This window comes from Sphingomonas sp. M6A6_1c (assembly GCF_053345135.1).
Map to the genome: position 1 here is coordinate 51,886 of NZ_JBKEZO010000004.1, position 25,813 is coordinate 77,698.

28 protein-coding genes are annotated in these 25,813 nt (G+C 69.2%); 15 read left to right on the plus strand and 13 right to left on the minus strand.

The window, feature by feature from the left end:
• Positions 1-250: 250 nt before the first annotated feature.
• Positions 251-1,180: an ABC transporter ATP-binding protein gene (locus tag ACLBWH_RS08770; RefSeq protein WP_447798271.1), complete on the plus strand. Its 930-nt coding sequence runs from the start codon at positions 251-253 to the stop codon at positions 1,178-1,180.
• Positions 1,177-1,938 (plus strand): ABC transporter permease, encoded by a 762-nt coding sequence (locus tag ACLBWH_RS08775; RefSeq protein ID WP_447798273.1) that lies wholly within the window; start codon positions 1,177-1,179, stop codon positions 1,936-1,938. Before ACLBWH_RS08770 ends, ACLBWH_RS08775 begins: the two co-directional genes overlap by 4 nt.
• Here the strand turns inward: ACLBWH_RS08775 and ACLBWH_RS08780 are convergent.
• The 6 genes from ACLBWH_RS08780 to ACLBWH_RS08805 all read right to left on the minus strand — a co-directional run bounded on the left by ACLBWH_RS08780 (position 1,910) and on the right by ACLBWH_RS08805 (position 6,781).
• On the minus strand, positions 1,910-2,644 hold the full coding sequence (locus ACLBWH_RS08780) for a CPBP family intramembrane glutamic endopeptidase (RefSeq protein ID WP_447798804.1): 735 nt from the start codon (positions 2,642-2,644) through the stop codon (positions 1,910-1,912). The genes ACLBWH_RS08775 and ACLBWH_RS08780 overlap by 29 nt on opposite strands.
• A 138-nt stretch (positions 2,645-2,782) precedes the next feature.
• Positions 2,783-3,745, minus strand: coding sequence for a class II fructose-bisphosphatase (glpX, locus tag ACLBWH_RS08785; RefSeq protein ID WP_322850894.1), 963 nt, complete (start codon positions 3,743-3,745; stop codon positions 2,783-2,785).
• A 96-nt stretch (positions 3,746-3,841) separates the two neighbouring features.
• Positions 3,842-5,260 (minus strand): carbohydrate porin, encoded by a 1,419-nt coding sequence (locus tag ACLBWH_RS08790; RefSeq protein ID WP_447798275.1) that lies wholly within the window; start codon positions 5,258-5,260, stop codon positions 3,842-3,844.
• Between the two features lie 129 nt (positions 5,261-5,389).
• Positions 5,390-5,818 (minus strand): hypothetical protein, encoded by a 429-nt coding sequence (locus ACLBWH_RS08795; RefSeq protein ID WP_447798277.1) that lies wholly within the window; start codon positions 5,816-5,818, stop codon positions 5,390-5,392.
• Complete coding sequence (locus ACLBWH_RS08800) at positions 5,815-6,567, minus strand: prepilin peptidase (protein ID WP_447798279.1); 753 nt, start codon at positions 6,565-6,567, stop codon at positions 5,815-5,817. The genes ACLBWH_RS08795 and ACLBWH_RS08800 overlap by 4 nt, the downstream gene beginning before the upstream one ends.
• Position 6,568: 1 nt before the next feature.
• Complete coding sequence (locus ACLBWH_RS08805; protein WP_447798281.1) at positions 6,569-6,781, minus strand: hypothetical protein; 213 nt, start codon at positions 6,779-6,781, stop codon at positions 6,569-6,571.
• A 429-nt stretch (positions 6,782-7,210) separates the two neighbouring features.
• Between ACLBWH_RS08805 and ACLBWH_RS08810 the strand changes: the two genes are divergently transcribed.
• Positions 7,211-8,398: an acetyl-CoA C-acyltransferase gene (locus tag ACLBWH_RS08810; RefSeq protein ID WP_447798283.1), complete on the plus strand. Its 1,188-nt coding sequence runs from the start codon at positions 7,211-7,213 to the stop codon at positions 8,396-8,398.
• A 41-nt stretch (positions 8,399-8,439) separates the two neighbouring features.
• On the opposite strand, the gene ACLBWH_RS08815 is transcribed toward ACLBWH_RS08810, so the two are convergent.
• On the minus strand, positions 8,440-8,928 hold the full coding sequence (locus tag ACLBWH_RS08815) for an SH3 domain-containing protein (RefSeq protein ID WP_447798806.1): 489 nt from the start codon (positions 8,926-8,928) through the stop codon (positions 8,440-8,442).
• Positions 8,929-9,027: 99 nt separating this feature from the next.
• On the opposite strand from ACLBWH_RS08815, the gene ACLBWH_RS08820 reads away from it, so the two are divergent.
• Entirely contained in the window at positions 9,028-10,020 is a 993-nt protein-coding gene (locus ACLBWH_RS08820) for a 2-hydroxyacid dehydrogenase (protein ID WP_447798285.1), read from the plus strand.
• A gap of 93 nt (positions 10,021-10,113) precedes the next feature.
• Positions 10,114-10,311, plus strand: coding sequence for a hypothetical protein (locus tag ACLBWH_RS08825; protein WP_038661201.1), 198 nt, complete (start codon positions 10,114-10,116; stop codon positions 10,309-10,311).
• Between the two features lie 25 nt (positions 10,312-10,336).
• Here the strand turns inward: ACLBWH_RS08825 and ACLBWH_RS08830 are convergent, their stop codons facing one another.
• Positions 10,337-10,798: a hypothetical protein gene (locus ACLBWH_RS08830; RefSeq protein WP_447798287.1), complete on the minus strand. Its 462-nt coding sequence runs from the start codon at positions 10,796-10,798 to the stop codon at positions 10,337-10,339.
• A 16-nt stretch (positions 10,799-10,814) separates the two neighbouring features.
• Positions 10,815-12,218, minus strand: a complete 1,404-nt coding sequence (locus ACLBWH_RS08835; RefSeq protein WP_447798288.1) for an NAD(P)H-dependent flavin oxidoreductase — start codon at positions 12,216-12,218, stop codon at positions 10,815-10,817.
• A 171-nt stretch (positions 12,219-12,389) separates the two neighbouring features.
• Here ACLBWH_RS08835 and ACLBWH_RS08840 point away from each other — a divergent pair, with 171 nt between their 5' ends.
• Entirely contained in the window at positions 12,390-12,848 is a 459-nt protein-coding gene (locus ACLBWH_RS08840; RefSeq protein ID WP_447798290.1) for a hypothetical protein, read from the plus strand.
• 139 nt (positions 12,849-12,987) lie between these two features.
• Here ACLBWH_RS08840 and ACLBWH_RS08845 read toward each other — a convergent pair whose 3' ends face one another.
• From ACLBWH_RS08845 to ACLBWH_RS08855, 3 genes are read right to left on the minus strand one after another with little or no spacing between them, the layout of a single operon-like run.
• On the minus strand, positions 12,988-14,121 hold the full coding sequence (locus ACLBWH_RS08845; RefSeq protein ID WP_447798292.1) for a glycosyltransferase family 4 protein: 1,134 nt from the start codon (positions 14,119-14,121) through the stop codon (positions 12,988-12,990).
• A gap of 43 nt (positions 14,122-14,164) precedes the next feature.
• Positions 14,165-15,349 (minus strand): DUF418 domain-containing protein, encoded by a 1,185-nt coding sequence (locus ACLBWH_RS08850; protein ID WP_447798294.1) that lies wholly within the window; start codon positions 15,347-15,349, stop codon positions 14,165-14,167.
• Entirely contained in the window at positions 15,346-16,203 is an 858-nt protein-coding gene (locus ACLBWH_RS08855; protein WP_447798295.1) for an alpha/beta fold hydrolase, read from the minus strand. Before ACLBWH_RS08855 ends, ACLBWH_RS08850 begins: the two co-directional genes overlap by 4 nt.
• 37 nt (positions 16,204-16,240) lie before the next feature.
• On the opposite strand from ACLBWH_RS08855, the gene ACLBWH_RS08860 reads away from it, so the two are divergent.
• The 4 genes from ACLBWH_RS08860 to ACLBWH_RS08875 all read left to right on the plus strand — a co-directional run bounded on the left by ACLBWH_RS08860 (position 16,241) and on the right by ACLBWH_RS08875 (position 20,394).
• The gene (locus ACLBWH_RS08860; protein WP_447798297.1) at positions 16,241-17,599 is read left to right on the plus strand and encodes a protein adenylyltransferase SelO family protein; all 1,359 of its coding nucleotides are present in this window, start codon (positions 16,241-16,243) and stop codon (positions 17,597-17,599) included.
• 143 nt (positions 17,600-17,742) lie between these two features.
• Positions 17,743-19,155 carry a succinylglutamate-semialdehyde dehydrogenase gene (gene astD, locus ACLBWH_RS08865; RefSeq protein WP_447798298.1) on the plus strand — a complete coding sequence of 471 codons (1,413 nt, stop codon included), beginning with the start codon at positions 17,743-17,745 and terminating at the stop codon, positions 19,153-19,155.
• 430 nt (positions 19,156-19,585) lie between these two features.
• Complete coding sequence (locus ACLBWH_RS08870) at positions 19,586-19,777, plus strand: hypothetical protein (RefSeq protein WP_447798300.1); 192 nt, start codon at positions 19,586-19,588, stop codon at positions 19,775-19,777.
• Between the two features lie 44 nt (positions 19,778-19,821).
• Positions 19,822-20,394: an AAA family ATPase gene (locus ACLBWH_RS08875; RefSeq protein ID WP_447798301.1), complete on the plus strand. Its 573-nt coding sequence runs from the start codon at positions 19,822-19,824 to the stop codon at positions 20,392-20,394.
• Here the strand turns inward: ACLBWH_RS08875 and ACLBWH_RS08880 are convergent.
• Positions 20,339-21,052 (minus strand): EAL domain-containing protein, encoded by a 714-nt coding sequence (locus ACLBWH_RS08880; RefSeq protein ID WP_322850952.1) that lies wholly within the window; start codon positions 21,050-21,052, stop codon positions 20,339-20,341. The two genes, ACLBWH_RS08875 and ACLBWH_RS08880, sit on opposite strands and share 56 nt — an antisense overlap.
• A gap of 277 nt (positions 21,053-21,329) precedes the next feature.
• Here ACLBWH_RS08880 and cobA point away from each other — a divergent pair, with 277 nt between their 5' ends.
• The 5 genes from cobA (at position 21,330) to ACLBWH_RS08905 (ending at position 25,731) form a co-directional block, all read left to right on the plus strand.
• Positions 21,330-22,121, plus strand: a complete 792-nt coding sequence (gene cobA, locus ACLBWH_RS08885; protein ID WP_447798304.1) for a uroporphyrinogen-III C-methyltransferase — start codon at positions 21,330-21,332, stop codon at positions 22,119-22,121.
• Entirely contained in the window at positions 22,118-22,414 is a 297-nt protein-coding gene (locus ACLBWH_RS08890) for a DUF2849 domain-containing protein (RefSeq protein WP_447798306.1), read from the plus strand. Before cobA ends, ACLBWH_RS08890 begins: the two co-directional genes overlap by 4 nt.
• 510 nt (positions 22,415-22,924) lie before the next feature.
• Positions 22,925-24,556, plus strand: coding sequence for a nitrite/sulfite reductase (locus tag ACLBWH_RS08895; RefSeq protein WP_447798307.1), 1,632 nt, complete (start codon positions 22,925-22,927; stop codon positions 24,554-24,556).
• Complete coding sequence (locus ACLBWH_RS08900; protein WP_322850915.1) at positions 24,549-24,980, plus strand: DUF934 domain-containing protein; 432 nt, start codon at positions 24,549-24,551, stop codon at positions 24,978-24,980. The genes ACLBWH_RS08895 and ACLBWH_RS08900 overlap by 8 nt, the downstream gene beginning before the upstream one ends.
• On the plus strand, positions 24,973-25,731 hold the full coding sequence (locus tag ACLBWH_RS08905; protein WP_447798309.1) for a phosphoadenylyl-sulfate reductase: 759 nt from the start codon (positions 24,973-24,975) through the stop codon (positions 25,729-25,731). The genes ACLBWH_RS08900 and ACLBWH_RS08905 overlap by 8 nt, the downstream gene beginning before the upstream one ends.
• Positions 25,732-25,813 lie beyond the last annotated feature (82 nt).

Sequence of the window (25,813 nt, forward strand, 5' to 3'; positions counted from 1 at the left end):
GCCCTCATTGTCATCCCGGCGAAAGCCGGGACCCATGGACACGGCGCCATCGGCGTCGGCGCGCTACGGCAGCCGACCACCACCATGGGTCCCGGCTTTCGCCGGGATGACGAGGTGTTGGAGCAACATCCTCCCCCTTCGTCATCCCGGCATCCGCCGGATGACGAAAACGAACGGTAACCCCAAAGACATCAGCCCCTTACCAACCGACACCCCCCGTCCTATCTCCGGCCCACTCCGGGGGACCTCAATGCCAGAACCGATTCTCGCCATCGCCGGCGTCTCCAAGACGTACAAGGGCGGCTTCACCGCGCTTCACAATGTCGATCTGACGATCAACAAGGGCGAGATCTTCGCGCTGCTCGGTCCCAACGGCGCCGGCAAGACGACGCTGATCAGCATCGTCTGCGGCATCGTCACGCCCTCGACCGGGACGATCCAGGTCGCCGGCCACGATGCGATCACCGACTATAAGGCCGCCCGGCGCCGCATCGGCCTCGTGCCGCAGGAACTGTCGGTCGACATGTTCGAGACGGTGCTCGCCACCGTCACCTTCTCGCGCCGGCTGTTCGGCCGCTCGGGCCACAGCGCCTATATCGAACAGGTGTTGCGCGACCTGTCGCTGTGGGACAAGCGCGACGCCAAGATCATGGAGCTTTCGGGCGGGATGAAGCGTCGCGTGCTCATCGCCAAGGCGTTGGCGCACGAACCCGAGATCCTGTTCCTCGACGAGCCCACCGCCGGCGTCGACGTCGCGCTGCGGCGCGATATGTGGAAGCTGGTCCATGGTCTGCGCGAACGCGGCACGACGATCATCCTCACCACCCATTATATCGAGGAGGCCGAGGAGATGGCCGACCGCGTCGGCGTGATCGACAAGGGCCGGCTGCTGCTCGTCGAGGAGAAGGCCGCACTCATGCACAAGCTCGGCAAGCGCGAGCTCGACCTGACCCTGGTCGAGCCGCTCGACACCGTTCCCGCGGGCCTCGAACGCTGGCAGCTCAGTTTGCAGAACGACGGCAAGGTACTGCGCTACGTCTTCGACGCGACCGAGGAACATACCGGCATCCCCTCGCTGCTGCGCGAACTCGCCGAGCGGCATATCGGCTTCAAGGACCTGGAGACCTCAAAATCCAGCCTCGAGGACATCTTCGTCGATCTGGTGGGACAACGCGCATGAACCTCCACGGCGTCTGGGCGATCTATCGCTTCGAAATGGCGCGCTCGCTGCGCACCTTGTGGCAGAGCCTCGTCGGGCCGGTGCTCACCACCAGCCTCTATTTCATCGTCTTCGGCGGCGCGATCGGCAGCCGCATGCAGAGCGTCGACGGCGTCGGCTATGGCAGTTTCATCGTGCCGGGACTCATCATGCTGTCGCTGCTGACGCAGAGCGTCGGCAATGCCTCGATCGGCATCTATTTCCCCAAATTCACCGGCACGATCTTCGAACTGCTCTCCGCGCCGGTTTCGGCGATGGAGATGGTGCTCGGCTATGTCGGCGCGGCGGCGACCAAGTCGGTGGTGCTCGGCATCATCATCCTCGCCACCTCGGCGTTCTTCGTGCCGATCCGCGTGCTGCATCCCGGTGCGATGGTCGCCTTCCTGCTGCTCACCGCGATCGCGTTCAGCCTGTTCGGCTTCATCCTCGGCGTCTGGGCGAAGAGCTTCGAACAGCTCAACTTCGTGCCGATGCTGCTGATCACGCCGCTGACCTTCCTCGGCGGCAGCTTCTATTCGATCGACATGCTGCCGCAGCCGTGGCGGACGGTCAGCCTGTTCAACCCGGTCGTCTATCTCGTCAGCGGCTTCCGCTGGAGCTTCTTCGGCAAGGGCGACATCGATATCGTCGCCAGCCTCGGCGTGACGCTCGGCTTCCTCGTCGTCTGCCTCGCGATCATCGGCTGGATCTTCAAGAGCGGCTGGCGGCTGAAGAGCTGAGCCGTCGCCGCACCCGCGCCGACAGGGCCGGGCGCAGCACCAGCGCGTTGAGATCGACGAGCGCGTGCACGCCCATCGGCACCCACAAGGCGCCGGTCCCCATATAGAGCGCGCCGAGCAGCCCGCCGCCGACGAAGGTCGCGGCCATGCCGACCCAGCCCTGATAGCGGTGCATCGCGGCGAAGGCGGTGGTGGCGACGATCATCCCGGCAAGACCGGACCCGGTCGCCATCGCGACGATCAGCGGCAGCCAGAGGCGGTAGAACAGCTCCTCCGCGGTTCCCGCCGATAGCGCCAGCACCGCGGCGGGCCAGAGATCTGCGTCGCTGGTCGGCATCACCGATCGGGCGTCGCCCGCGGTCCACGGCGCCCGCCCGCGCCGCGCCCGCCACCAGGTGAGGATCAGCCCGAGCAGGCTCCCCGCGCCGAGCCCGATCGCGACGGTCTGCGCGTCGATCGTGCCGGGCGGCACCCCCGCGACGCTCGCCAGGGCCCGGAATTCGTCGGGAAGCGTCCCGATGCCGGCGAGCCGCTGCACGGCGAGCAAGCCGATCAGCGCGGTGACGCCATAACCGAGCCACAGCGTCGCCGCCCAGCGCAGATGCCGCGCGCCGAACGCGATGCGGCCCCAGGCGAACATCCGCCCGCGACGCAGCAGGACGAGCTGATAGCCGATGGTCAGGACGAGGAGGATGGCGACGAGCATTGCGGCCACTCAGCGCGGATACGGCGCGAAGTCCATGGATGATCGTATCGTGCACTCACCCAATATCGTCATCCCGGCGAACGCCGGGATGACGATAGGAAGGGTAAACGTGCCAACCAACCGGTCGCCCGCCCCAGCTCAATCGGTGCGATGCTCGCCCTTCACCCAGCGCACCGTGCCGGTCGAGGCGCGCATCACCACGCTCTCGGTGGTCATCTTGCCCTTGAGCCGGCGCACGCCCGCGAGCAGCGAACCGTCGGTGACGCCGGTCGCCGCGAAGATGCAATCGCCCTTGGCCAGCTCTTCGAGGTCATATTGCTTGTCGAGGTCGGCGATGCCCCATTTGCGGGCCCGCGCGCGCTCGTCGTCGTTGCGGAACAGCAACCGGCCCTTGAACTGGCCGCCGACGCAGCGCAGCGCTGCGCACGCCAGCACGCCCTCGGGTGCGCCGCCCGAGCCCATATAGACGTCGATCGTCGTATCGGGATCGGCCGTCGCAATCACGCCCGCGACGTCGCCGTCGCCGATCAGCATCACGCCGCAGCCGATGCCGCGCAGCTCGGCGATCAGCGCCTCGTGGCGGGGCCGGTCGAGCACGCAGGCAATGATCTCGCTCGGCGCGACGCCCTTGGCGGCGGCGATCGCGGTAACGTTCTCGGTCGGCGTCTTGTCGAGGTCGATGATCCCCGCGGGCAGGTTCGGGCCGACCGCGATCTTGTCCATATAGACGTCGGGGGCATTGAGCAGCCCGCCCTTCTCGGCGATCGCCAGCACCGCGAGGCTGTTCGGCCCCGCCTTGGCGCAGATCGTCGTGCCTTCGAGCGGATCGAGCGCGATGTCGATCGCCGGGCCGTTGCCGGTGCCGACCTTCTCGCCGATGAACAGCATCGGCGCCTCGTCGCGCTCGCCCTCGCCGATCACCACGGTGCCGTCGATGTCGAGTTCGTTGAGCGCGGCGCGCATCGCCTCGACAGCGGCGGCATCCGCCGCCTTCTCGTCGCCACGCCCGGTCAGCGTCGAGGCGGAGATCGCCGCCGCTTCGGTGACGCGCACCATCTCGAGGACGAGGACGCGATCGAGCACCTGGCTGGCGGTTTGCATGCTATACCTCTGTTTAACGTGTATAACAGCGGTGTACCGCGGCGGAGCGGGAACGACAAGCGCCAACGCGTCCCGCGCCGGGCGCATCAGCCACTCTTAGAGCGTGATCGCCGCCTTCATCCCCAGCACGCCGACGTCATGCGCCTCGCGCACCCCGCCGGGGTGGTGGATATATTGCAGGTTCGGCCGCAGCTCGAGCCAGTCGGCGGGGTGGATGCTGTAATAGACCTCCGCGGCATATTCGGCGTGGCGCACCGGCGTTCCCGGCACCAGCCGGTCGGCGGTCGCGGCGCGGCCGTTGACGTTGGTGCGCGCGACGCCGACGCCGAGCACGTCGCCCGGCACCGCGGGCACCAGTCCCTTGTAGAACAGCCCGAGCGAGACCTGATTGTCGGTCACCGACGTCGCCCGGTCCGCCTGCGTGACATTGGCGAACATCGACAGGCCGGTCAGCGCCTTGCCGTCCTTCGACGTCCCGGTGAGCTGCTGCTGCATCGTCCCGTAGACGCCATAGCGACTCGTGTGCTGGAGCGGCGACAGGCCGGTGACGATGCTGGGATTGCGGTTGACGTCGAGCAAGACGTCGTCGCCGCGCGCGGTGCCGAGCCAAGCGCCGACCTTGTACGAACCGACCTGCCCGTCGTCGCCGCCGCGCGTCCAGCCGATTTCGACCGGGATCAGCGCGCCGGTCGCGCCGTGGAAGCGCCAGAGGAAGAAGTCGTTGTCGAGATTGCGCGGATTGATCTCGTAGACGCCGCCCTGCACATAGAGGTCACGCGGCAGGTCGACGCGCACCCGCGCGCCCCATTGGCCGACCGGCCAATTCTGCCAATAGTCGCCGACGAGATTGCCCGGCTGCGCGCCGCAGAAGCTCAAATTCATGAAATGGCACGAGAAGACGGCGAAATCCTCGCCCGGATTGGTACGGCCGAGCTTGATCTCGACGCGCGGCCCGATCCGCTGTTCGTACCACAATTGCGTCACCCGCACGGTCTGGCCGCGGCCATAGACCTCCTGCACCTGTTGCAGCGAATCGATGCCGGCATCCGCGGTCAGATTGCGCCCGCGCCGCCACGTCACCGTCCCTTGGAACGCGCCCCCCTTGAGCCCGGCGAGCTTATCGAGATCGAGCAGCACGCCCGCGTCGAACTGCCCGGTCTCGCGGAACAGCTTCCGGTCGCCGCCCGCGACATTGTAGCCGCTCTCCGATGCATAACGCGCGGTCACGCCGATCCCGCGCTGGCCGAGCCGGGTGCGGATCTCCTGCCAGTCGCCGATCAGGCCGGCCGGCGGCGCACTCTGCGTGTCGCCGATCAGCGCCGAGGGCGAGGTGTCGCGCGTCCGGGTGATCGCGGTGCGCGGGCGGTGCTGGGTATCGCCGCGGCTGCTGTCCACCCCCGCCTCGGCAGTATCGGGCGGCGGCGCGGAGGCGCCGACATCGACCTGTTGGGCGTGCGCATTGCCGGCGAGCAGCGCAGCGGCGGAGAGGCTGGCGAGAGCGAAACGTAGCGTCATCGAAAATCCGTCGAGGCAGCACGGGGATCGCGCCCCGCAGCATCGACAACGGTCCGAAATGACATTGGTTCGCCAGCCGAAACGAATTTCGGGAGCGTGGCGAATCTGCAACGCTTCCGGTGCTGCGCCTTAGCTGCGGCAGCCGATCAGTCCGGCGACGGGCACCGCGATCGCGTCCTGCCCCGGCCGTTCGATCTGCAACGACCCGCTCGGCACGCGCGCACCCGCGGTCAGCCCGTCCTGCTGCACGATCTCCATCGACAGCCGCACGCTGAGATCGCCGCCGCGATAATCGGCCGCATCCGCGAAGCCGAGCCGCCCCGGCCCCTCCCCGCCGCTGCGCGCGAGGTCGATCGTCTTGTCGCCGATCGACAGCCGCAGCGTCGCGGGATCGGCGACCGCCATCGCCACCAACTGGCGATCGGCGGGGTTCCACAGATAGGCGGCGCAGCCCTTGGCCGGCAGCCGCTGCTGGCCGATCGCGCCGAGCACGGACGGCGCGGCGGGGGGCACGGGAGCGGCGGCTTGGGCAGCGACGGCGAGGAACAGCGCGATCATGGCGCGATCGTTACCATGGCCAGCCACGCCGGGTAAGCCGCCACGCCGAGCAACGCGCCGAACGGCAGCGCGGTGTCGCGCGCCATCCGCCGCCCGCCGAGATGCGCGACCAGCGCGACGCCGAGCCCGATCAGGCTCGCGATCACCAGCACCGCGGGCAGCATTCGCCAGCCGAGCCACAAGCCGATCGCACCCATCAGCTTGGGATCGCCGCCGCCCATCCCCTCGCGCCCGCGCCACGTCTTGTAGCCGAGCGCGATCCCGGCGAGCGCCGCATAGCCCGCGATCCCGCCGATCAGCCGATCCGCGAGGTCCGGCATCAGCCCAGCCTCGCCGCTCGCCAGTCCGGCCAGCGCGAGCAGCGCGGTCAGCCGGTCGGGCAGCCAGAAGGCGACGATGTCCAGCGCCGCCAGCGCCAGCAACAGCCAGCCGAACACCGCCCCCGCCACGCCGGCCCAACCGGGCGCCACCGCCCCCCCCAGCACGCCGATCGCGAGTGCCGCCAGCTCGATCCACAGATGGGCGGGATCGATCCGCGCGCCGCAGCCCCGGCATCGTCCGCGCTGCGCCACGAAGCTGACGATCGGCACCAGCTCGGCCGGCCCCAGCGTCCGCCCGCAGGCGTCGCACGCCGACCGCCCGCGCGCGATCGACCGCCCCGCCGGCCAGCGGATCACCAGCGCCGCGATGAAACTGCCGAAGATCGCGCCCAGCCCGCCGAGCAGCGCCGCCCAGCCGACGGCGCTCACGTTATGCCTCCTCGGGATCGGGATCGCGGATGAGGTAGCGATAGACGCCGAGCAGATCGATCAGCAGCAGCACGACGTTCTGCGACCCCAGCGCCCAGTCGCGCATCAGCGCCGCCCCGATCAGCCAGGCGACCGCCGACAGGCAGAACAGCACCATCGCCCAACCCGTGTCGCGCCGCCCCCAGTCCAACGCTACGATCGTCGCCGCAATCATCCCGCTGATTGACGCAAACCACCGTATTGGCTCGATAAATTCTTCCATGACGGCTGAGCGAGCGGGCGCGGAAATGTATCCCCCTCCACAATTCCTCCCCCGCCAGGGGGAGGGGGACCGTTCGGCGCAAGCCGAATGGTGGAGGGGGAGGAAAGGGTGGAAGCCCAGATAACGAAACTTCCGCCCTTTCCTCCCCCTCCGTCACGGCTACGCCGCGCCACAGCGCCGGGTCGCACATGCCCCCGGCATGTGCTTGGATTGCCGGGGGCAATCCAACCCGGCACTCCCTGGCGGGGGAGGAATGGACAGGGCCGTCGGTCCCGCCGTCATTGTGCCGACCCGCAGCAACGCTGGACCCGCCGTATCCCGTCATTGCCCCGCCCCCTGCCGCACCCTAGATCGCCTCCAACTAGAAACACCGGAGAGCGTATGTCCACCGATCCCGTCGTCATCGTCAGTTACGCCCGCACGCCGATGGGCTCGTTCCAGGGTGCGCTCGCCGGCGCCTCGGCGACCGAACTCGGCGCCGCCGCGGTGAAGGCCGCGGTCGATCGTGCCGGCGCCTCGGCGGACGCGATCGAGCGTATCTACATGGGCTGCGTCCTTCCCGCCGGCCTCGGCCAGGCCCCCGCGCGGCAGGCGGCGATCGGTGCCGGGCTCGGCACGCATGTCGAGGCGACGACGGTCAACAAGATGTGCGGATCGGGCATGCAGGCCGCGATCATGGCCGCCGATGCGCTCGCCGCGGGATCGGTCGACCTGCTCGTCGCCGGCGGGATGGAGAGCATGACCAACGCGCCCTATCTCTCGCGCAAGCATCGCGGCGGCGCGCGTATCGGCCACGACACCTTCTACGACCATATGTATCTCGACGGGCTCGAGGATGCCTATGAGCCCGGCAAGCTGATGGGCAATTTCGCCGAGGATACCGCCGCCGATTATCAGTTCACCCGGAAGGCGATGGACGATTATGCGATCGAATCGCTGCACCGCGCGCAGAAGGCGCAAGGGTCTGGCGCGTTCGATCGCGAGATCGTGCCGGTCGAGGTGAAGGGTCGCAAGGGTTCGACCACCGTCGCGCTCGACGAACAGCCGGCAAAGGGCGACGTCGCCAAGATCCCGACGCTCAAGCCCGCTTTCTCGCGCGAGGGCACGATCACCGCCGCCAACGCCTCGTCGATCTCCGACGGTGCCGCCGCCCTGGTGATGACCCGCGCCAGCGTCGCCGAGCGGCTCGGCCTCACCCCGATCGCCCGCGTCGTCGCGCACGCCGCGCATGCGCACGATCCCGCCAAATTCACCACCGCGCCGGTCTTCGCGATGCGCAAGGCGATGGAGCGTGCCGGCTGGAGCCGCGACGACATCGACCTGTTCGAGGTCAACGAGGCGTTCGCGGTGGTGTCGATGATCGCGATCCACGATCTCGGCATCGACCCCGCCCGCCTCAACGTCCACGGCGGCGCCTGCGCGCTCGGCCATCCCATCGGCGCGAGCGGCGCACGCATCTTGGCCACCCTGCTGTCGGCGTTGCAGACCAACGGCCAGCGCCGCGGGATGGCGTCGCTGTGCATCGGCGGCGGCGAGGCCACCGCGATGGCGGTCGAACTGATGCACTGACGCGCCTCCCCTCCCTGCGTGGGAGGGGGGCGCCCGGCGGATCAGGGGAGTCGTTCCGCCGGCTCCACGCCCCACAGGCTCCCCACCTCGACGAAGCCCGCCTGCCCGCGCACGTCGAACCGGCACCAGCCACCGCCGCACGCGCTCAGCCGCCCGACGACGCCGGGGGCGGCGCGCCACAGCAGCTTCGCGCCCGTCGACGCACGTTCGTGCATCTCGACCGGTTGCGCGCCGCGGACGATCGCCGTCCGTCGCTCGCTCAGCAGCGCGGCGAGCATCCAGCCCTGCGTACCGTCGGGGTCCTCGACCTTGCGCCATTGCTTGAACGTCGCGACGACGCGCACCGGCAAATCGGCGCGCTGGTACAGCCAGCTCGCCGGATAGGTCTTGTCCGGGCCGGTACGCATCCGCGCGCGACCGGCGTTGATCGACGCATAATAGGGCAGCGTCTTCTTCGCCTCGGCGGCCAGCGCACCGCCGTCGGCCGCCAGCATCGCCAGTCCCGCGACCGCTAAAGCCCAATGGCGCATCATAACATTCCTCAAACTGGAACCCCTCTCTAGCGCGGACGCGGGCAGGAGCAACGATCCGTTGACGCGACCGGCGCGCTCCGCCAAGCCGATGCCGCGATGCCAGAGCCCCGCAGGACCCCCAGGGTGATCGTCACCCGCGAGCTTGCCGACACGGTGATGGACCGGCTCGAGGCGCTGTTCGACACGACCAACAACCGCGGCGATGCGGCGATGACGCGCGACCAGCTCGCCGCCGCGATGGCGGATTGCGACGTGCTCGTCCCCACCGTCACCGACGAGATCGACGCCGCGCTGATCGCGGGCGCGGGCGACCGGCTGCGGCTGATCGCCAATTACGGCGCCGGCGTGAACCATATCGCGCTGAAGGCGGCGCGCGCGCGCGGCATCATCGTGACCAACACGCCCGGCGTGCTGACCGAGGATACCGCCGACATGGCGATGGCGTTGATCGTCTCGGTGCCGCGGCGGCTCGCCGAGGGCGAGAAGCTGGTGCGCGCGGGCGAATGGCACGGCTGGAGCCCCGGCGGCATGCTCGGCCACCGGATCGGCGGTAAGACGCTCGGCATCGTCGGCATGGGGCGCATCGGCCAGGCGGTCGCGCGGCGCGCGCGCGCCTTCGGCCTGTCGATCCATTATCACAACCGCCGCCGCCTGCCCGCGGTGGTCGAGGCGGAGCTGGGCGCGACCTTCCATGCCAATCTCGACGCCCTGCTCGGGCTCGCCGACATCGTCAGCATCCACACGCCGCTCAACGCCGACAGCCGCGACCTGATCGATCGCCGCCGCATTGGGCTGATGCGGCCCCACGTCTACGTCATCAACACCTCGCGTGGCGGCATCCTCGACGAGGGCGCGCTGGTCGACGCGCTGGAGGCGGGGCGCCTCGCCGGCGCCGGGCTCGACGTGTGGGAGCACGAGCCGCGCATCGATCCGCGGCTGCTCGCGCTGCCCAATGTGGTGATGACCCCGCATATGGGCTCGGCGACGCTCGAAGGGCGGCAGGCGTCGGGCGAGCGCGTCATCCAGAACATCCGCATGTGGGCGGACGGCCATCGCCCGCCCGATCAGGTGCTCGACGGCTGGGCCTGAACCGCCATTCGATTGTGACAAAATGTTGCCGATCGGAACATCCTGCTGCGCCGCACCATTAATGCGGCTTCAAATCAGCAAGGGAAATCAACGATGAAGATCAAGCCGCTCGCCGTCTCCGCGCTCCTGCTCGGCTCCGCGATCAGCCTGTCGGCCTGTTCGACGCTCAAGGGTGCCGGCATCGGCGCCGCGGGTGGCGCAGGCGTCGCCGCCGCGACCGGCGGCAGCGTCGAAAAGGGTGCGGCGGTCGGTGGCGCCGGCGGCGCGGTCGTCGGCACCGTCGCCGACTAAGCGAGGTTCGGGAGCGTCGAGCGCCTCAACCCGGCGCTCCCGTACATTCGAGGATGCGCGCCCGCGCGCGATCCTTGTCCCGCCCGAAGCGCGTGAGGATCGCGATCATCTCCTCCCGCGCCGGCACGAACACGGTCTCGTCACCGACCGCGACCGCCACCCGCGTCGCCGGCACCAGCGCCGCCCAGCCCGAATCTTCGGCGAGCATCAGGCCGCCCATGATCTCGACGTCGCGATCGCCCCGCGGCCAACGCGCGAATACCTGCGACCGGAAGCGCGGATGCGCATCGCTCGCCGCCAACGCCACGCCCAGCCGCGCCGCCAGCGCCCGCGCGTCCCGCTCGCCGGTCAGCAGATCGATATCGGCCACCGCGGTATCGCCGCCGAGCAGCACCACCGCCGCACTGCCGATGATCCACCACGGCGCGATCGCGGCGCGCATCGCCTGCGCCACCGCGATCAATGCCGTCTCGACCGCCGCGTCCATCGCGCCGACGGTCCGCTCAGTCCCCGGTCAGGATGCGATCGACCAATTGCTTCACCGTCGGCACGAAGCCGTTGGAGTAAAACGGATCGCGCTTGAAATTATACGCCGCATGTCCGGCGAACATCAGATTCTGGTTGATGTCGCCGCCATGCGCGATGTCCTGCAGCGTCTTCTGGATGCAGAAGCTGCGCGGGTCGGCGAGCCGCCCGGTCGAATTGGTGTCGGTATCCGCCCAGCTCGAGAACGAGCATTGCGACAGGCAGCCCATGCAATCCGCCTGATCCTTGCGGATGATCCCCTTTTCCACCGGAGTGACGAAGACCAGCGTATTGTCCGGCGTCTTCAGCGCATCGGTATAGCCCTCGCCGAACCACTGGCGCGCACGCAGCAGGTCGTTGCGCGTCACCCAGAAATTCTTGCCCTTCACGCCGACGTCGAGCTGGAAGACGTGATCGCCCGCCTCCTGCGTCGAAAAGGCGATCTGCCGCTCCGACCGCGCCTCAAGATTGCGCAGGAACGGGTTGCGCACCGCCGACGAATAGAAACCGGTCGGCGAGAAGCGATGCAGCAGCACCTCGCCTTCCTCGATCTGGGTCAGCTTGGCCTTCCAATCCTGCGGGATCGGGCTTTCCTGCGTCAGCAGCGGCCGCGTGCCATATTGGAAGGCGATCGTGCCGAGTTCCGGATTGTCGATCCAGTCGTTCCAGTCGCGCAGGTACCAGACGCCGCCCGCCATCACGATCGGCGTGCTGTCGGGGATACCGCCCTCACGCATCACCGCGCGCAACTCGGCGACGCGCGGGAACGGGTCCTGCGGCTTCAGCGGGTCCTCGGCGTTCGACAGGCCGTTGTGGCCGCCGGCGAGCCACGGGTCCTCGTAGACCACCGCCGCCAGCCATTCCGACGCCTTCGAATAAGCACGCTTCCACAAGGCGCGGAACGCCCGGCCCGACGACACGATCGGCAGATAGGATACGCCGTAGGAGGCGGTGATCTCGGACAGCTTGTAGGGCATGCCGGCGCCGCAGGTGACGCCCGCGACCATGCCGCGCGTCCGCTCCAGCACGCCGTGCAGGATGCGCTGGGCGCCGCCCATCTCCCACAGCACATTGATGTTGACCGCACCCTGGCCGCCGGCGATCTCATAGGCCCGATGCACCTGCTGCACCGCGCCCTCGATCGCATATTCGACCAGTTCCTCGTGCCGTTCGCGGCGGGTCAGCGCGCGATACACCTGCGGGATAATCTTGCCCTCGGGGTCGTAGCTGTCGGCATTTACCGCGGACACGGTGCCGATGCCGCCTGCGGCGGCCCAAGCCCCTGCGGAAGCGTGATTGGTCGCAGCGACGCCCTTGCCGCCCTCGACGAGCGGCCAGACCTCGCGGCCATTATAGACAATCGGCTTCAGGCCCTTGAACACGGAAAAATGCACCTCATCCGGGGGTAAATACGACCGGCTATACAAGAAGGATGCCGGGAAGCGAAGAAATTGCGCGCCCGTCGGCGCCGTCCGTCGCGCCTTAGGCCGCGGTTAACCCCGTTGCGCCACACCCTCCCGATCGACGCATCACGCGAGGGGAAGGTTACACCGATGGGGGTCCTCAATCACCTGATCGCGCCGCGGCGTGCGCCGGGTGCGCTGCTGCCGGTGCCGCCGAGCTCGCCGCTCGGCACGCTGCTGCTGCCGCAATTCGCACGGCTCGGCTGCGTCGCTGGTGCGCTGCCCGATCACGGGCCGACCGGTTCGGCCTGGTCGCGCGCCTATGTCCTCGGCGCCGCCTGCGCCTCGCTCCAGCAGCATGGCGCCGCCCCGGTCAGCGACCGCGCCTGTTTCGCTGCCGCGCTCGACGCCTTCGCGCTGACCTATGGCGAAACCGGCGCGCGCGACATTCTCGCCGCGACCATCGCCGCCGCCGAGGCGCAGGAACCCGAAGTCGAGGACGGCCTGCTGCAAGGCGCCGCCGACCTCGCGCTCGCATCCTCCGGCGAGGCCGCCGCCTCGCTCCACTTCGCCACGCGACTCAGCGAGGAACTCGCCGAGGAGGTATGAGCCCGTCGACGGCCGCCGCGCTCCGCTCGCGCGGGAGCATTGGGAAAGCCGCTCCGCCCCACACCCGGACTGCACCCCGGCGGGTAAAGGGCCTAGCGTTGCAGAAGGCTCGCGTTGAGCCGCGAAGCGAACACCAACCCTATCCCAACGCCCCCCGCCGCCCCATCGCCGCGCCATACAAGGCCTTGTACCGCGCGATCATCGCGCCCTCGTCGAACTCGGCGCGCGCCTTCGCGCGGTTCGCCGCGCCGACCCGCGACCGCAGCGCCGCATCGGAGACCAGCGCCTGCAACGCGTCGCGCAGCAGCACCTCGTCGCCGCCGGTGACGAAGGGCGCATTCTCCGCCGCCACCATCCGCGGCACGTCGCCGACCGGCGTGCTCACCACCGGCAGGCCCGCCGCCATTCCCTCGACGACGCTGATCGGGAATTGCTCGCTCGCCGAGGAGAGCGCGATGATATCGAAATGGCCGACGAAGCGATGCGGCCGCCCCAGGAACCCCGGCATCACCACGCGATCCGCGATCCCCATCGCCGCCGCGGTCGATTCGATCGCCGCCCGCTCCGGCCCCTCGCCGACGATCACCAGCCGGAACCGACCCGCGATCCCGCCGCAGGCACGCACCAGCAGCGGCAGGTTCTTGACCTCGCGCAGGCCGGCCAGCGCGCCGATCACCACGTCCTTACCGTTGGGCACGAAGCCGGGGATCGCGCGCAGCTCCGGCTTGCCCGCATACAGCGCGGTATCGATACCGTTGGCGATGCGGTGAAGGCGCGTCGCCGGTTGCTTCCACGTCCGCCGCGCGATCTCCTCCAGCACCTCGGACGGGACCACCAGCGCATGCGCCGCGCCCAGCGCGATGCGGCGGTAGACGTTACGCTCGATCTTCAGCCCCCGGGCCTCGTCGGCGTTGAAGCCGTCCTCGTGATGGACCAGCGGCGGCGCGCCCTTGGGGAACACCCGCCGCGCCATCACCCCGTCGATCGCGCCCCAATTGTAGGTCAGCACCAGATCGAAGCGCCGCATGAACCGCGCCAGCGCCTCGTAGCGCGCCACCGACGGCCGCCCGGTGAGCGCCGGCGGGTCCTGCGCGATCTCGTAGCGCACGCCCTTGGCGATCGCGTCGCGCGCGCCGAGCTGGTCGGGCACGCCGCTGACGATCGTATGCCGCGCCGCATCGCCGAACGCGTTCATCAACCGCACCGCCCGCGCCTCCTTGCCGCCCAGGCTGAAGCTCGAATGCAGGTGCAGGATATGAACGGGTTGCAGCATATCGTGTCGTGTAGCGGCGCGGCGGGGTTCGCGGAAGAACGGTTTACCGCAGCGGCAGCCACCGCCGTTCGACCACCGACCGCCACGCCCATTCGACCGGCGCGATGCGGAACCGCCGCACCCAGTGAACCGCTAGCCACAGCAAGAGCGCGTCGACCGCCAGCGCCAGCGCCATCATCGCCGCCCAGCCCAGCCGCCCGTACAGCCCCAGCCCGTAGGGCGAGAACACCAGCCACGACACGATCAGCGTCTGCGCGACGTACAGCGTCAGCGCGGTCCGCCCCGCCGCCGCGAACGGCGCCAGCCACCGCGCCCGCGATGCGAGCAACGCGACGAGCGCGACATGCCCCAGCGTCATCGCCAGCCGCGCGACATCATCCCACATCCATGCGATCGCGACCCGCCCGTCGAACCGCGTCGCCTCCCACGCGCCGTACAGGCGCAGCGGCAGGCCGACGCCATAGCCCCACGCCAGCATCCGCCAGTATCGCCGCCGCGACCAGCCGCCCTGCAGCGCCCCCAGCCGGAACAGGCCCGCACCGATCAGCATCGTCGCCGCCGCCTCCCAGACGTAGACGACCTCCTCGCCGCCCAGCCGCTCCAAGCCGACCCGCCGCTGCCCGGCGGTCCATTGCGCGCGCGTGCCGTGGCCGAAGGCATCCTCGCGCGTCACCGCCGCGGCATTGGCCGCCGCCATCTGCGCGTGCACCGCCGCCGGTACCTGCGTGGTCAGCCCGGTCGCCAGCGTGAACGCGGCGTAAGACAGGCCGACGACGAACAGCGCCCGCGTCGGCAGCGTCCGGAAACCACAGGCGACCAGCGCCGCCACCGCATAGGTGTGCAGGATATCGCCCGGCCACAGCAGCAGGAACATATGCGCGATGCCCAGCGCCCACAGCACGACATTGCGCCACCCGTAGCGCAGCGCCACCGCCAGCGGATTGTCGCTCGCCGCCGCGATCCGCTCGGTGAGGATCAGCATCCCCGCCCCGAACAGCATTTCGAGCAGCGCCCGCGCCGTGCCTTCGACCAGCACGGTCTGCGCCCACCACGCCGCCTGATCGGCGCCGCTCCAGCCGATGTGGCGGATGTCGGACCAATTGGCGGTCATCGACGCGCCCATCTCGCTGACGTTGAGGAAGAGGATGGCGAGGATCGCCACGCCGCGCAGGATGTCGAGCAGGACGAGCCGCGGCGCCCCATCCGGCTCGTCGCCGGCGGGCGTCACGACAGCGCTTTCTCCAGCAGCCGGTCGATCGGGTCGTGCAACGCCGCCTCGCTCAGCGTCGGGGCATGGCCGACGCCGGGCAGCGTCACCAATTCGGCCTGGTCGAGCGCCGCGAGCATCCGCTCCGCCACCGGCTGCGCCAGCACGTCGGACCGGCCGCCGCGCACGATCAGCACCGGCACCGCACGCAACGCCGACAGCGCAGCCCACATGTCCGGCCCGCTCTCGTTGCCCGGCGTCTTGAACGGCTCGGCGATCTTGAGGTCGTAATCGAGCACGATGCGCCCGCTGCTGTTGAGGCGGTAGATGCGCTTGGCCATCGCCAGCCAATCCTCGATCTTCCAGTCGGGATAGACGTCGGCATGCGCGTCCTGCAGCGTCCGCGCGGCGTGCATCCAGGTCGGGCAGCTGCTGCCCTTGCCGACATAGCCGCGGATACGGCTGATCCCGCTCGCCTCGATCTCCGGCCCGACGTCGTTGAGCAGCGCGGCGGCGATCCCCGCCCCCGCCTGCGCGAGCAGCATCGTCACGATCCCGCCGAGCGAGGTGCCGACCGCGACGACGCGCGCGATGCCGCGCTCGGCGAGCAGCGCCTGCACGTCCGCGACATAGGTCGCGGGCGCATAGGTCATCGGGTCCTTGGCGTATTCGCTCTTGCCGCGACCGCGGAAGTCGACCGCGATCACCTGCCGCCGCCCCGCCAGCCGGGCGGCCAGCGCATCGTAATCGCGCGCGTTGCGGGTCAGGCCGGGCAGGCACAGCACCGGCGGCAGGCGCTCGTCGCCCGGGTAGAATCGATAATGCAGCTTCAGCCCGTCGGCCGACAGCCAATAGCAGTTTTCATAAGCGGCCATGGTTGCGTCCTGCGGTTGGCGACCTCCATATCCACACATGCCCATCAACCCGCAAGCATACCGCCCCGCATCCGCGCTGCTCGATCTCGGGCCGACGCTGTCCGATCCGGTCGCCGCCGCCGATTTCCCCGAGACGCGGCTGCGCTTCCGCAACGACCGCGCCGCCGCCGAGGTCGGCCTCGACACGCTCACCGACGTCGAATGGACGCAGGCGTTCGGCCGTTTCGCCCCCCTCCCCGGCACGCTGCCGCAGCCGCTGGCGCTGCGCTATCACGGTCACCAGTTCCGCCAGTACAATCCCGACATCGGCGACGGCCGCGGCTTCACCTTCGCGCAATTGCGCGATGCCGGCGGCCGGCTGATGGACCTCGGCACCAAGGGATCGGGCACCACCCCCTACAGCCGCTCGGGCGACGGCCGGCTGACGTTGAAGGGCGGCGTGCGCGAGATCCTCGCGACCGAGATGCTCGAGGCGCTGAACGTCCCGACCAGCCGCACGCTGTCGCTGATCGAGACCGGCGAGCGATTGATGCGCGGCGACGAGCCCTCGCCGACGCGCTCGGCGGTGCTGGTGCGCCTCAACCACGGCCATATCCGCATCGGCAGCTTCCAGCGGCTCGCCTATCACCAGGACGAGGCGGGCATGCGCGCACTGGTCCGCTACGTCCTTGCCAACCTCTACGGCGAGGATTCGGACGATCCGCTGCGCCTGCTCGACCATGTCGTCGGCCGCACCGCGGCGCTCGCGGCGCACTACATGGCGGCCGGCTTCGTCCACGGCGTGCTCAACAGCGACAATATCAACGTCACCGGCGAGAGCTTCGACTACGGCCCGTGGCGCTTCGCCCCGACCTGGGACCCCGGCTTCACCGCCGCCTATTTCGACCATGCCGGCCTCTACGCCTTTGGCCGCCAGCCCGAGGCGATCCATTGGGACGTGATGCAGCTCGCCGCCTCGCTGCGCCTGATCGCCGAGAGCGATCCGCTGATCGCCACGCTCGAGACCTTCGCGCCCCGCTACCAGCCGCAGATCACCGCGGCGCTGCTCTGGCGGCTCGGCGTCCTGCCGCGCACGCCGGAGGACGACCGCGCGCTCGTCCAGGCGATGGAACGCGCGCTGCACGCGTCGGCCGCGCCGCTCGACCGCTTCTTCTTCGACGTCTTCGGCGGCACGCTGCCCGCCGGCTACGGCGCGGCGTGGCAGCCGTTCCGCGACGCCCTCGCCGCCTACGCCCCCCGCAAGGACCGCAGCCACCGCTATTGGCAAGGCGAACCCTGCAGCATGCTGATCGACGAGGTCGAGGCGATCTGGTCCCCGATCGCCGACGCCGACGACTGGCGCGCACTGGAGGCGAAGGTGGCCGCGATCCGCGGGATGGGCGAGGCGCTGGCGTAACGAAGGTCTCCCTTTCCTTCCCCTGTGGCAGCACGAAGTGCTGACGGAGGGGGAGGACACGGCGCACTCGCGACTCCCCCGCCCCCACCTTGCCGCCCCGCCGCCATTCGCCTAACCCGTTGGACAGCACAGACAGGGTACGCATGGCCGACGCGATCATCTCCCACGAACCCGCCACCGGCGCCGAGCTGTGGAGCGGCGCGATCGGCGACGCCGATGACGAGGTCGCCGCCGCCCGCGCCGGCTGGGCGAGCTGGGCCGCGCAACCGCTCACCGTCCGCATCGAGACGATGCGCCGTTTCGGCAATGTCGTCCGCCAACGCCACGAGGTCTTCGCCGACCTGCTCGCGCGCGAAACCGGCAAGCCGCTCTGGGAAGCGCGCACCGAAGTCGACAGCGTCATCGCCAAGGTCGACATCTCGGTCAGTGCCTATGCCGAACGCACCGCGCAGCGCCGGCTCGAATCGCCGATGGGCAGCCGCATGGCATTGCGCCACAAGCCGCACGGCGTGCTCGCGGTGCTCGGGCCGTACAATTTCCCCGCGCATCTGCCCAACGGCCACATCGTCCCCGCCTTGCTCGCCGGCAATGCGGTGGTCTTCAAACCGTCGGAGAAGACGCCCGCGACCGGCGCCTTCCTCGTCGATTGCTACCGCGCCGCCGGCATCCCCGAAGCCTGCATCCGGCTGCTGATCGGCGGCCCCGCCGAGGGCAAGGCGCTCGCCGACCATCCCGATATCGACGGCCTGCTGTTCACCGGCTCGGCGCGCACCGGCCTCGCGCTCAACCGCGCCTTCGCCGCCAAGCCCGAGAAGATCCTCGCGCTGGAGATGGGCGGCAACAACCCGATCATCGTCTGGGACACGCCCGATCTCCATTCGGCGGCGGTGCTCGTCATCCAGTCCGCCTTCACCACCGCCGGCCAGCGCTGCACCGCCGCGCGCCGCCTGATCGTCGAGGATCGCCTCTACCAGCCGCTGATCGACGCGATCTGCGCCATGGTCGGCCGGCTGATCGTCGGCAGCCCGCATGACGATCCGCAGCCGTTCATGGGTCCGGTGATCGACAATGACGTCGCCGACCAGTTGAGCGAAAGCTTCCTCGCCCTGCTGATGCGCGGCGGCCGCCCGATCCGCCACCTCGAACGCCCCGACGCCGACCGCCCCTTCCTCACCCCGGCGCTGATCGACATGACGGCGGCGACCGAACATCCGGACATCGAGCTGTTCGGCCCGATCCTGCAAGTCTATCGCGCCGCCGATTTCGACGCGGCGATCGCGCTCGCCAACAACACCCGCTACGGCCTGTCGGCGGCGTTGGTCAGCCAGACCCCGGCGCTCTACGACCGCTTCTGGGCGGGCATCCGCGCCGGCATCGTCAACTGGAACCGCCCGACCAATGGCGCCTCCTCGTCGGCGCCGTTCGGCGGCATCGGCTGGAGCGGCAACCACCGCCCCAGCGCCTATTACGCCGCCGATTACTGCGCCTATCCCGTGGTCAGCAACGAAGCCGAAGCCGCCCGCGCCAACATCGGCATCGGACTGCGCGACGCCTAGCGCGGCACTGAGGAAAGCACGAACCCGGAGCAGGCAACGAGGATCGAGCCGACCACGAAAGCCCGTCACCCCGAATCCGTTCCGGGGTTCACCGGGCCGCAAGGCAACAGCCTCGCCTCCAGCCATTCTCCTCGCCGCGGCGTGGTCCCCGGGACGAGCCGAGACCTCAGCGAAACACCCGATGTACCCCGGCGAAGGCCGGGGCCCAGTTGGGAAAGCCGCTGTAAGCTATTACAAACCTTCGCCAAACTGGGCCCCGGCCTCCGCCGGGGTACAATGCCAATATGGAGCACACCGACTTTCGCAGAGGTCTCGAACGAGTCCGAAATGACGGCGTGGGCGCAGACAGCGCCCGACGCGATCAGACAACGTCATTCATCGCCCACGCTCTCGGGTTATACGCAGCGATCGATCCGCCACGGACATCGGCATGCAGACGTATCATCTCACGACATTTCTCGCAGAAACCGCAGAGCGCGCCCGCCTCACCGGCGTCGCGGACATGCCCGTAGATGCACTGCGCAACAAAGGTGGCCGCCGCACCGCACGAAAGCGCGCACTCCTCGCCCGCGCCGCGGCGCGTAATCCCGACGGCAGCGCGTCGGTGATCAGCTACTTCTGATTCGCCGCGCTTCGCGAGCATGCCGCAATCCTCTACATAACCGCATGCCCCTCGCCGCTCTCGGTTCGCGCATCTGCATCATGGGTCCGTCGAACAGCGGCAAGTCGACGCTGGCGCAGGCGATCGGGCAGGCGCGCGACCTGCCGGTCGTCCATCTCGACCAGCTCCACCATCTGCCCGACACCGACTGGCAGCCCCGCCCGGTCGCCGCGTTCGTCGCGCTGCACGATGCTGCGATCCTCGATGAACGCTGGGTGATCGACGGCAACTACTCACGCTGCCTGCCGCAGCGGCTGGCGCGTGCGACCGGGGTCGTGCTGCTCGACGTGCCGACCCTGACCAGCCTGCGTCGCTACGTCGCGCGCTGCTGGTTCGACCGCGACCGGATCGGCGCGCTGGCGGGCAACCGCGACAGCGTCAAATGGGCGATGCTGTGCCACATCGCGACCACTACCCGCGCCAACCACCGCCGCTACGATGCCTTGGCCGCGACGATCGACCTGCCCGTCGTCCGCCTCGCCACCCCGCGGGCGATCGCCGCTTTCTACCGCACCGCCGGCCTCATCCGGCCGCGACGCGCCGCGATTCGGGCAGGGTCACCGCCGGCAGGCATTTGAACCCGGGCCGCGCGAGCAGATAGCCCTGGATGTAGCGGATGCCGAGCCCCGAGAGCATGTCATATTCCTCGATCGTCTCGATTCCTTCGGCGATCACCGCGATGCCCAGCGACTCGGCGATCCGCACCACGCCCTCGACGATCATCCGCCGCGGCAGGCTCCGCTCGATGCCGCGGATCAACTCCATGTCGAGCTTGATGTAATCGGTCTGGAACTTGGCGAGCAGCCCGAGCCCGGCATGACCCGCGCCGAAATCGTCGATCGCGGTGCCGAAGCCCATCGCGGTATAGGATTCGACGATCGTCTTGACGTGCGCGGTGTCGGTCATCTCCTCGTTCTCGGTGAATTCGAAGATCAGCCGGTCGGTCGGAAAGCCCGTCGCATGCGCGGTCTTCAGCGTAAGCTGGATACAGGCGAGCGGCGAATAGACCGCATTGGGCAGGAAGTTGATCGACAGCCGCGCATCCGTGTCGAGGATTCCGGCCGCCACCGCGCCCTCGATCGCCGCGACCCGGCATTGCTGGTCGAAGGCGTAGCGACTGTCCGGCGTCACCTGCGCCAGCACGCTCGCCGCCCCCGCGCCGTCCGCGCCGCGCACCAGCGCCTCATAGGCGAAGGGCCGCCCGGTGGTGACGTCGACGATCGGCTGGAACGCCATCGCGATGGCGAATTGATGCTCCTCGCCGCGACATCCCTGACATCCGGCTGGCTTGACCTGTATCATAAAAGCCAATCTATTCACACGGATGCTAAGGCTTCATGAATAAGCGATTATCCGTTTTGGCGGCTGTCGCCCCCGCCGCGCCGCCGCGCGCCCGGAACGAGGCCGGGGCACCATCCGGCCGGGCCGTCCGCCCGCCATCGAAAGCTCCCCTAACCCCCGCCAAAGCAACGCTGGCTTGTCCGCCCGCCCGCTCCGGCCCATCTGGCGGAACATGGCCACGCTTCTCGATCCCAACGCCCGCGGGCGCGTCATCCTGGTCGGCGCCGGTCCGGGCGATCCCGGCCTGCTCACCGTCCGTGCGGTCGAGGCGTTGCGCAGCGCCGACATCGTCGTCCACGACGGCCTCATCGATCCCCGCGTGCTCGACATCGCGCCGCCGCAGGCGCAGCGCATCTCGGTCGCCAAGCGCCGCGCCCGCCACACGCTGCCGCAGGAGGCGATCAACGCCCTCATCGTCGCGCATGTGAAGACCGGCGCGATCGTCGTCCGCCTCAAGGGCGGCGACCCCTTCATCTTCGGTCGCGGCGGCGAAGAGGTCGAGGCGGTGCGCGCCGCCGGCCTGCCGGTCGAGGTCATCCCCGGCGTCTCGGCGGCGCTGGGCTGCGCCGCGGAGGCGATGCTGCCGCTCACCCATCGCGACCACAGCAGCGCGGTCAGCTTCGTCGCCGGCCAGTGCAAGGGCTTGTCCGATCAGGATTGGTCGGGCCTCGCCGGTCAGGGCCGCACGCTGGTGATCTACATGGGCGTCGCCACCGCCGCCGACATCGCCGACAAATTGATGGCCGATGGCGTCGCCCCCGACATGCCCGTCGCGGTGCTCGAACGCGGCACGCTCGCGGGCAGCCGCGCGATCCGCACCCTGCTCGCCGATCTCGGCGCGATGGTGACGCGCGAGGCGGTGCGGAGCCCGGCGATCATCGTCGTCGGCGAGGTCGTCGAACTCTCCGACGCCGAGGACAAGCTCGCCCGCTGGGCGCGCATTGCGGAGGAGACGGCGGCATGAGGCTGCTGACGGGCAACGACCTCCCCACCGGCGACGTGGTGTGGTGGACCGGCACCGGCTGGTCGCGCCACGTCGAGGATGCGGTCGACGTCGGCACCGAGGGCGAAGGCATCCTCCGCACCGAGGAAGGCGCGCGCCGCGTCAACGTGCCCTATCTCATCGACGCGATCCCCACGGCCGACGGCCCACGCCCCGCGCACATCAAGGACCGCATTCGCGCGCTAGGTCCCACCGTGCGCCCCGACCTCACGCTCAAGCCGGCGGATCCGTCGGCGGGAAGCTGGGTGATATGACGCACGCGACGCCGCGAGGCCGCACAGGGAAGGTTCTGGTTCGCGCGGAGGCGCGGAGGCGCGGAGGGGGTGCGTCTGCCGTAGCCGGCTCGCCCCCGCACGGCCGACGGGTAACCGGACTGTGGCTGACGCTGGCGGACGCTTTCCCCACCCCGATCGCCTACCCGACCTCCCCCACCCCCATCGTCATCCCGACGAAAGTCGGGACCCATGGACGCGCTGTCACCGCCGAAACTCGGAACGACAGCGCCACCCACGTCCCAACCCCGCTAGCACTAAGCCTGTTGAAATGCGTTGAGGCACGAGCCCACCCCCAGGCGACACCGCAACCATGGGTTTCGGCCTCTGCCGGGATGACGAAGAGCGGTGGTTGCCATTCCACGCGTCACCAGCGCACCACCTCCGCGCCTCCGCGCCTCCGCGCGAACCAAAATCTTCTTCTCTTCGCGTCTTCGCGTCTTCGCGCGAACCCAACAGCCTTCGCCACGCACGCAGGCCGGAAAGCCGATCATGTATAAATACGACCAATACGACCAGGCGATCGTCGATGCCCGCGTCGCCGAGTTCCGCGATCAGGTCGAGCGCCGCCTGTCCGGCCAGCTCACCGAGGACCAGTTCAAGCCGTTGCGGCTGATGAACGGCCTCTATCTCCAGCTCCACGCGTACATGCTGCGCGTCGCCATTCCCTATGGCACGCTCGACGGCCGCCAGATGCGGATGCTCGGCAGCATCGCGCGCGAGTACGACCGCGGCTACGGTCATTTCACCACGCGCCAGAACCTGCAGTTCAACTGGATCAAGCTCGCCGACACGCCCGACATCCTCGCCCGCCTCGCCACGGTCGAGATGCATGCGATCCAGACGAGCGGCAATTGCATCCGCAACATCAGCGCCGACCAATATGCCGGCGCCGCCGCGGACGAGGTCGCCGATCCCCGCCCCTGGGCCGAGCTGATCCGCCAGTGGAGCACCTTCCACCCCGAATTCAGCTACCTGCCGCGCAAGTTCAAGATCGCGGTGATCGCCGCGCAGGAGGATCGTGCCGCGATGCGCCTGCACGATATCGGCATCCAGCTGGTGACGCGCGACGGCGAATTGGGCGCTGCGATCTATGTCGGCGGCGGCATGGGCCGCACGCCGATGATCAGCCATCTGATCCGCGATTTCGTCACCGCCGACGATCTGATGAGCTATCTCGAAGCGGCCTTGCGCGTCTACAATCGCTACGGCCGGCGCGACAATATCTACAAGGCGCGGATCAAGATCCTGCTCCACGAGATCGGCGCGGACGAATATCGCCGCCAGGTCGAGGAGGAATTCCTTGCGGTCAAGCAGCTCGGTATCGACCCGCCGCGCGCCGAGCTCGACCGGATCACCGCGATGTTCGCCGCCCCCGCCTTCGACGCGGATGCGCCGGCCGAGATCGACCGCAGCGACCCCGATTTCGCGGTTTGGCTCGACCAGAACGTCGCCGCGCACAAGCAACCCGGCTATGCGATCGTCAACGTCAGCCTGAAGCCCGCCGGCGGCATCCCGGGCGATGCCACCGCCGACCAGATCGACTTGCTCGCCAATTTGGGAGAAAGTTTCTCCTTCAACGAGTTACGCGTGACGCACGCGCAGAACATCGTCCTGCCGCACGTCGCTAAGCGCGACCTTGGTGAAGTCTGGCGGCGGCTGGCGGAAGCCGGTCTCGCCGAGCCCAACCTCGATCTCATCACCGACATCATCGCCTGCCCCGGCCTCGACTATTGCAGCCTTGCCAACGCCCGCTCGATCCCGCTGGCGCAGAAGATCGCCGCCCGCTTCGCCGATCGCGACCGCCAGCGCGACCTTGGCGAATTGAAGCTCAAGATCTCGGGCTGCATCAACGCCTGCGGCCACCACCACGCCGGCCATATCGGCATCCTCGGCGTCGACAAGAAGGGCACCGAAAACTACCAGCTCTCGCTCGGCGGCTCGGGCGCGGATGACGTCAGCCTCGCCAAGATCACTGGCCCCGGCTTCTCGGAGGACGGCGTCGTCGACGCGATCGAGCGTGTCACCGACCGCTATCTCGCGACGCGCGAGCCCGGCGAGCGCTTCCTCGACACCTATCGCCGCATCGGCTTCGAACCCTTCAAGGAGGCGATCTATGGTTGATGCAGCCCTGCTCCGCTTCCGCGACGACGAACCGCATGACGAGCCCGCGGTGACGCTCGACGCCTTCCTCGGCCAGAGCAACGCCACCGCAGTGCGGCTCGAAGCCGGCGAGGATGCGCGCGCCCTGCTGCCGCAGCTCGGCCAGCTCGCGCTGGTCGAGGTCAGCTTCCCCTCGTTCCGCGACGGCCGCGGCTACAGCGCCGCCCGCGTGTTGCGCGAGGCGGGTTATACCGGCGAGCTGCGCGCGGCGGGCGACGTGCTTGTCGACCAGGTGCCGCTGATGCGCCGCTGCGGCTTCGACAGCTTCGCCCCCGAAGCACCGATCGATGCCGACACGCTGCAACGCAGCCTCGACCGCTACGACTATCGCTACCAGCCCGCCGCCGATGCGATCGTGCCAGTATGGAAGCTGCGTCATGGGTGAAGCCGCCCGCGCGCTCGACGTGTTGGACGTCGCGCCGCCCTTCACCACCGCCGATGCCGCCGCGATGCAGATCCGATTCGCCGGCGTGCCCGCCGCGGACATGCTGCGCGAGCTGCTGACCGGCGAGCTTGCCGGTCGCAGCGCCTCCGTCTCGTCCTACGGCGCCGAATCGGCGGTGCTGCTGCACATGGTGGCGAGCATCGACAAGGACGTGCCGGTCGTCTTCACCAACACGCAGAAGATGTTCGGCGAGACGCTCGCCTATCGCGACGAGCTGTCCGAGCGGCTTGGCCTGACCGACCTGCGCGTCTTCCGCCCCGATCCGCGCATGCTCGGGCTGAAGGATGCGACCGGCATGCGCTGGTCCTACGATCCCGACGGCTGCTGCGAAATCCGCAAGGTCGAGCCGCTGCGCCGCGCACTGGCGCCGTTCGACGCGTGGATCTCGGGCCGCAAGGGCTTCCAGGCGGGGACGCGCACCGCGCTGCCGCGCTTCGAGGAAGACGAGGGCCGGCTCAAGCTCAACCCGCTCGCCGATTGGTCGAAAAGCCAGCTCGACGCCTATTTCGCGGAGCACGACCTGCCGCGCCACCCGCTGGAGGCGCAGGGCTATCTGTCGATCGGCTGCGCGCCGTGCACCAGCAAGGTCAAGCCGGGCGAAGACCCGCGCGCCGGCCGCTGGCGCGGCTGGGACAAGGTCGAGTGCGGCATCCACGTCTCGGCGCTGCCCGGCGACGATCCCGCGTTCTGATCTGGATCATGCCAGTCCGGGAACAAGTCTAATCCAAGTGGGTTTTTCCGCTCGATCGGCGGTGCCTCGAGGCCAAGCCTTA

Coding starts and splice junctions, on each gene's coding strand:
- ACLBWH_RS08770 (WP_447798271.1), top strand. CDS start 251: ATGCCAGAACCGATTCTCGCCATCGCCGGCGTCTCCAAGACGTACAAG.
- ACLBWH_RS08775 (WP_447798273.1), top strand. CDS start 1,177: ATGAACCTCCACGGCGTCTGGGCGATCTATCGCTTCGAAATGGCGCGC.
- ACLBWH_RS08780 (WP_447798804.1), bottom strand. CDS start 2,644: ATGCTCGTCGCCATCCTCCTCGTCCTGACCATCGGCTATCAGCTCGTC.
- glpX (WP_322850894.1), bottom strand. CDS start 3,745: ATGCAAACCGCCAGCCAGGTGCTCGATCGCGTCCTCGTCCTCGAGATG.
- ACLBWH_RS08790 (WP_447798275.1), bottom strand. CDS start 5,260: ATGACGCTACGTTTCGCTCTCGCCAGCCTCTCCGCCGCTGCGCTGCTC.
- ACLBWH_RS08795 (WP_447798277.1), bottom strand. CDS start 5,818: ATGATCGCGCTGTTCCTCGCCGTCGCTGCCCAAGCCGCCGCTCCCGTG.
- ACLBWH_RS08805 (WP_447798281.1), bottom strand. CDS start 6,781: ATGATTGCGGCGACGATCGTAGCGTTGGACTGGGGGCGGCGCGACACG.
- ACLBWH_RS08810 (WP_447798283.1), top strand. CDS start 7,211: ATGTCCACCGATCCCGTCGTCATCGTCAGTTACGCCCGCACGCCGATG.
- ACLBWH_RS08815 (WP_447798806.1), bottom strand. CDS start 8,928: ATGCGCCATTGGGCTTTAGCGGTCGCGGGACTGGCGATGCTGGCGGCC.
- ACLBWH_RS08820 (WP_447798285.1), top strand. CDS start 9,028: ATGCCAGAGCCCCGCAGGACCCCCAGGGTGATCGTCACCCGCGAGCTT.
- ACLBWH_RS08825 (WP_038661201.1), top strand. CDS start 10,114: ATGAAGATCAAGCCGCTCGCCGTCTCCGCGCTCCTGCTCGGCTCCGCG.
- ACLBWH_RS08830 (WP_447798287.1), bottom strand. CDS start 10,798: ATGGACGCGGCGGTCGAGACGGCATTGATCGCGGTGGCGCAGGCGATG.
- ACLBWH_RS08840 (WP_447798290.1), top strand. CDS start 12,390: ATGGGGGTCCTCAATCACCTGATCGCGCCGCGGCGTGCGCCGGGTGCG.
- ACLBWH_RS08845 (WP_447798292.1), bottom strand. CDS start 14,121: ATGCTGCAACCCGTTCATATCCTGCACCTGCATTCGAGCTTCAGCCTG.
- ACLBWH_RS08855 (WP_447798295.1), bottom strand. CDS start 16,203: ATGGCCGCTTATGAAAACTGCTATTGGCTGTCGGCCGACGGGCTGAAG.
- ACLBWH_RS08860 (WP_447798297.1), top strand. CDS start 16,241: ATGCCCATCAACCCGCAAGCATACCGCCCCGCATCCGCGCTGCTCGAT.
- astD (WP_447798298.1), top strand. CDS start 17,743: ATGGCCGACGCGATCATCTCCCACGAACCCGCCACCGGCGCCGAGCTG.
- ACLBWH_RS08870 (WP_447798300.1), top strand. CDS start 19,586: ATGCAGACGTATCATCTCACGACATTTCTCGCAGAAACCGCAGAGCGC.
- ACLBWH_RS08875 (WP_447798301.1), top strand. CDS start 19,822: ATGCCCCTCGCCGCTCTCGGTTCGCGCATCTGCATCATGGGTCCGTCG.
- ACLBWH_RS08880 (WP_322850952.1), bottom strand. CDS start 21,052: ATGGCGTTCCAGCCGATCGTCGACGTCACCACCGGGCGGCCCTTCGCC.
- cobA (WP_447798304.1), top strand. CDS start 21,330: ATGGCCACGCTTCTCGATCCCAACGCCCGCGGGCGCGTCATCCTGGTC.
- ACLBWH_RS08890 (WP_447798306.1), top strand. CDS start 22,118: ATGAGGCTGCTGACGGGCAACGACCTCCCCACCGGCGACGTGGTGTGG.
- ACLBWH_RS08895 (WP_447798307.1), top strand. CDS start 22,925: ATGTATAAATACGACCAATACGACCAGGCGATCGTCGATGCCCGCGTC.
- ACLBWH_RS08900 (WP_322850915.1), top strand. CDS start 24,549: ATGGTTGATGCAGCCCTGCTCCGCTTCCGCGACGACGAACCGCATGAC.
- ACLBWH_RS08905 (WP_447798309.1), top strand. CDS start 24,973: ATGGGTGAAGCCGCCCGCGCGCTCGACGTGTTGGACGTCGCGCCGCCC.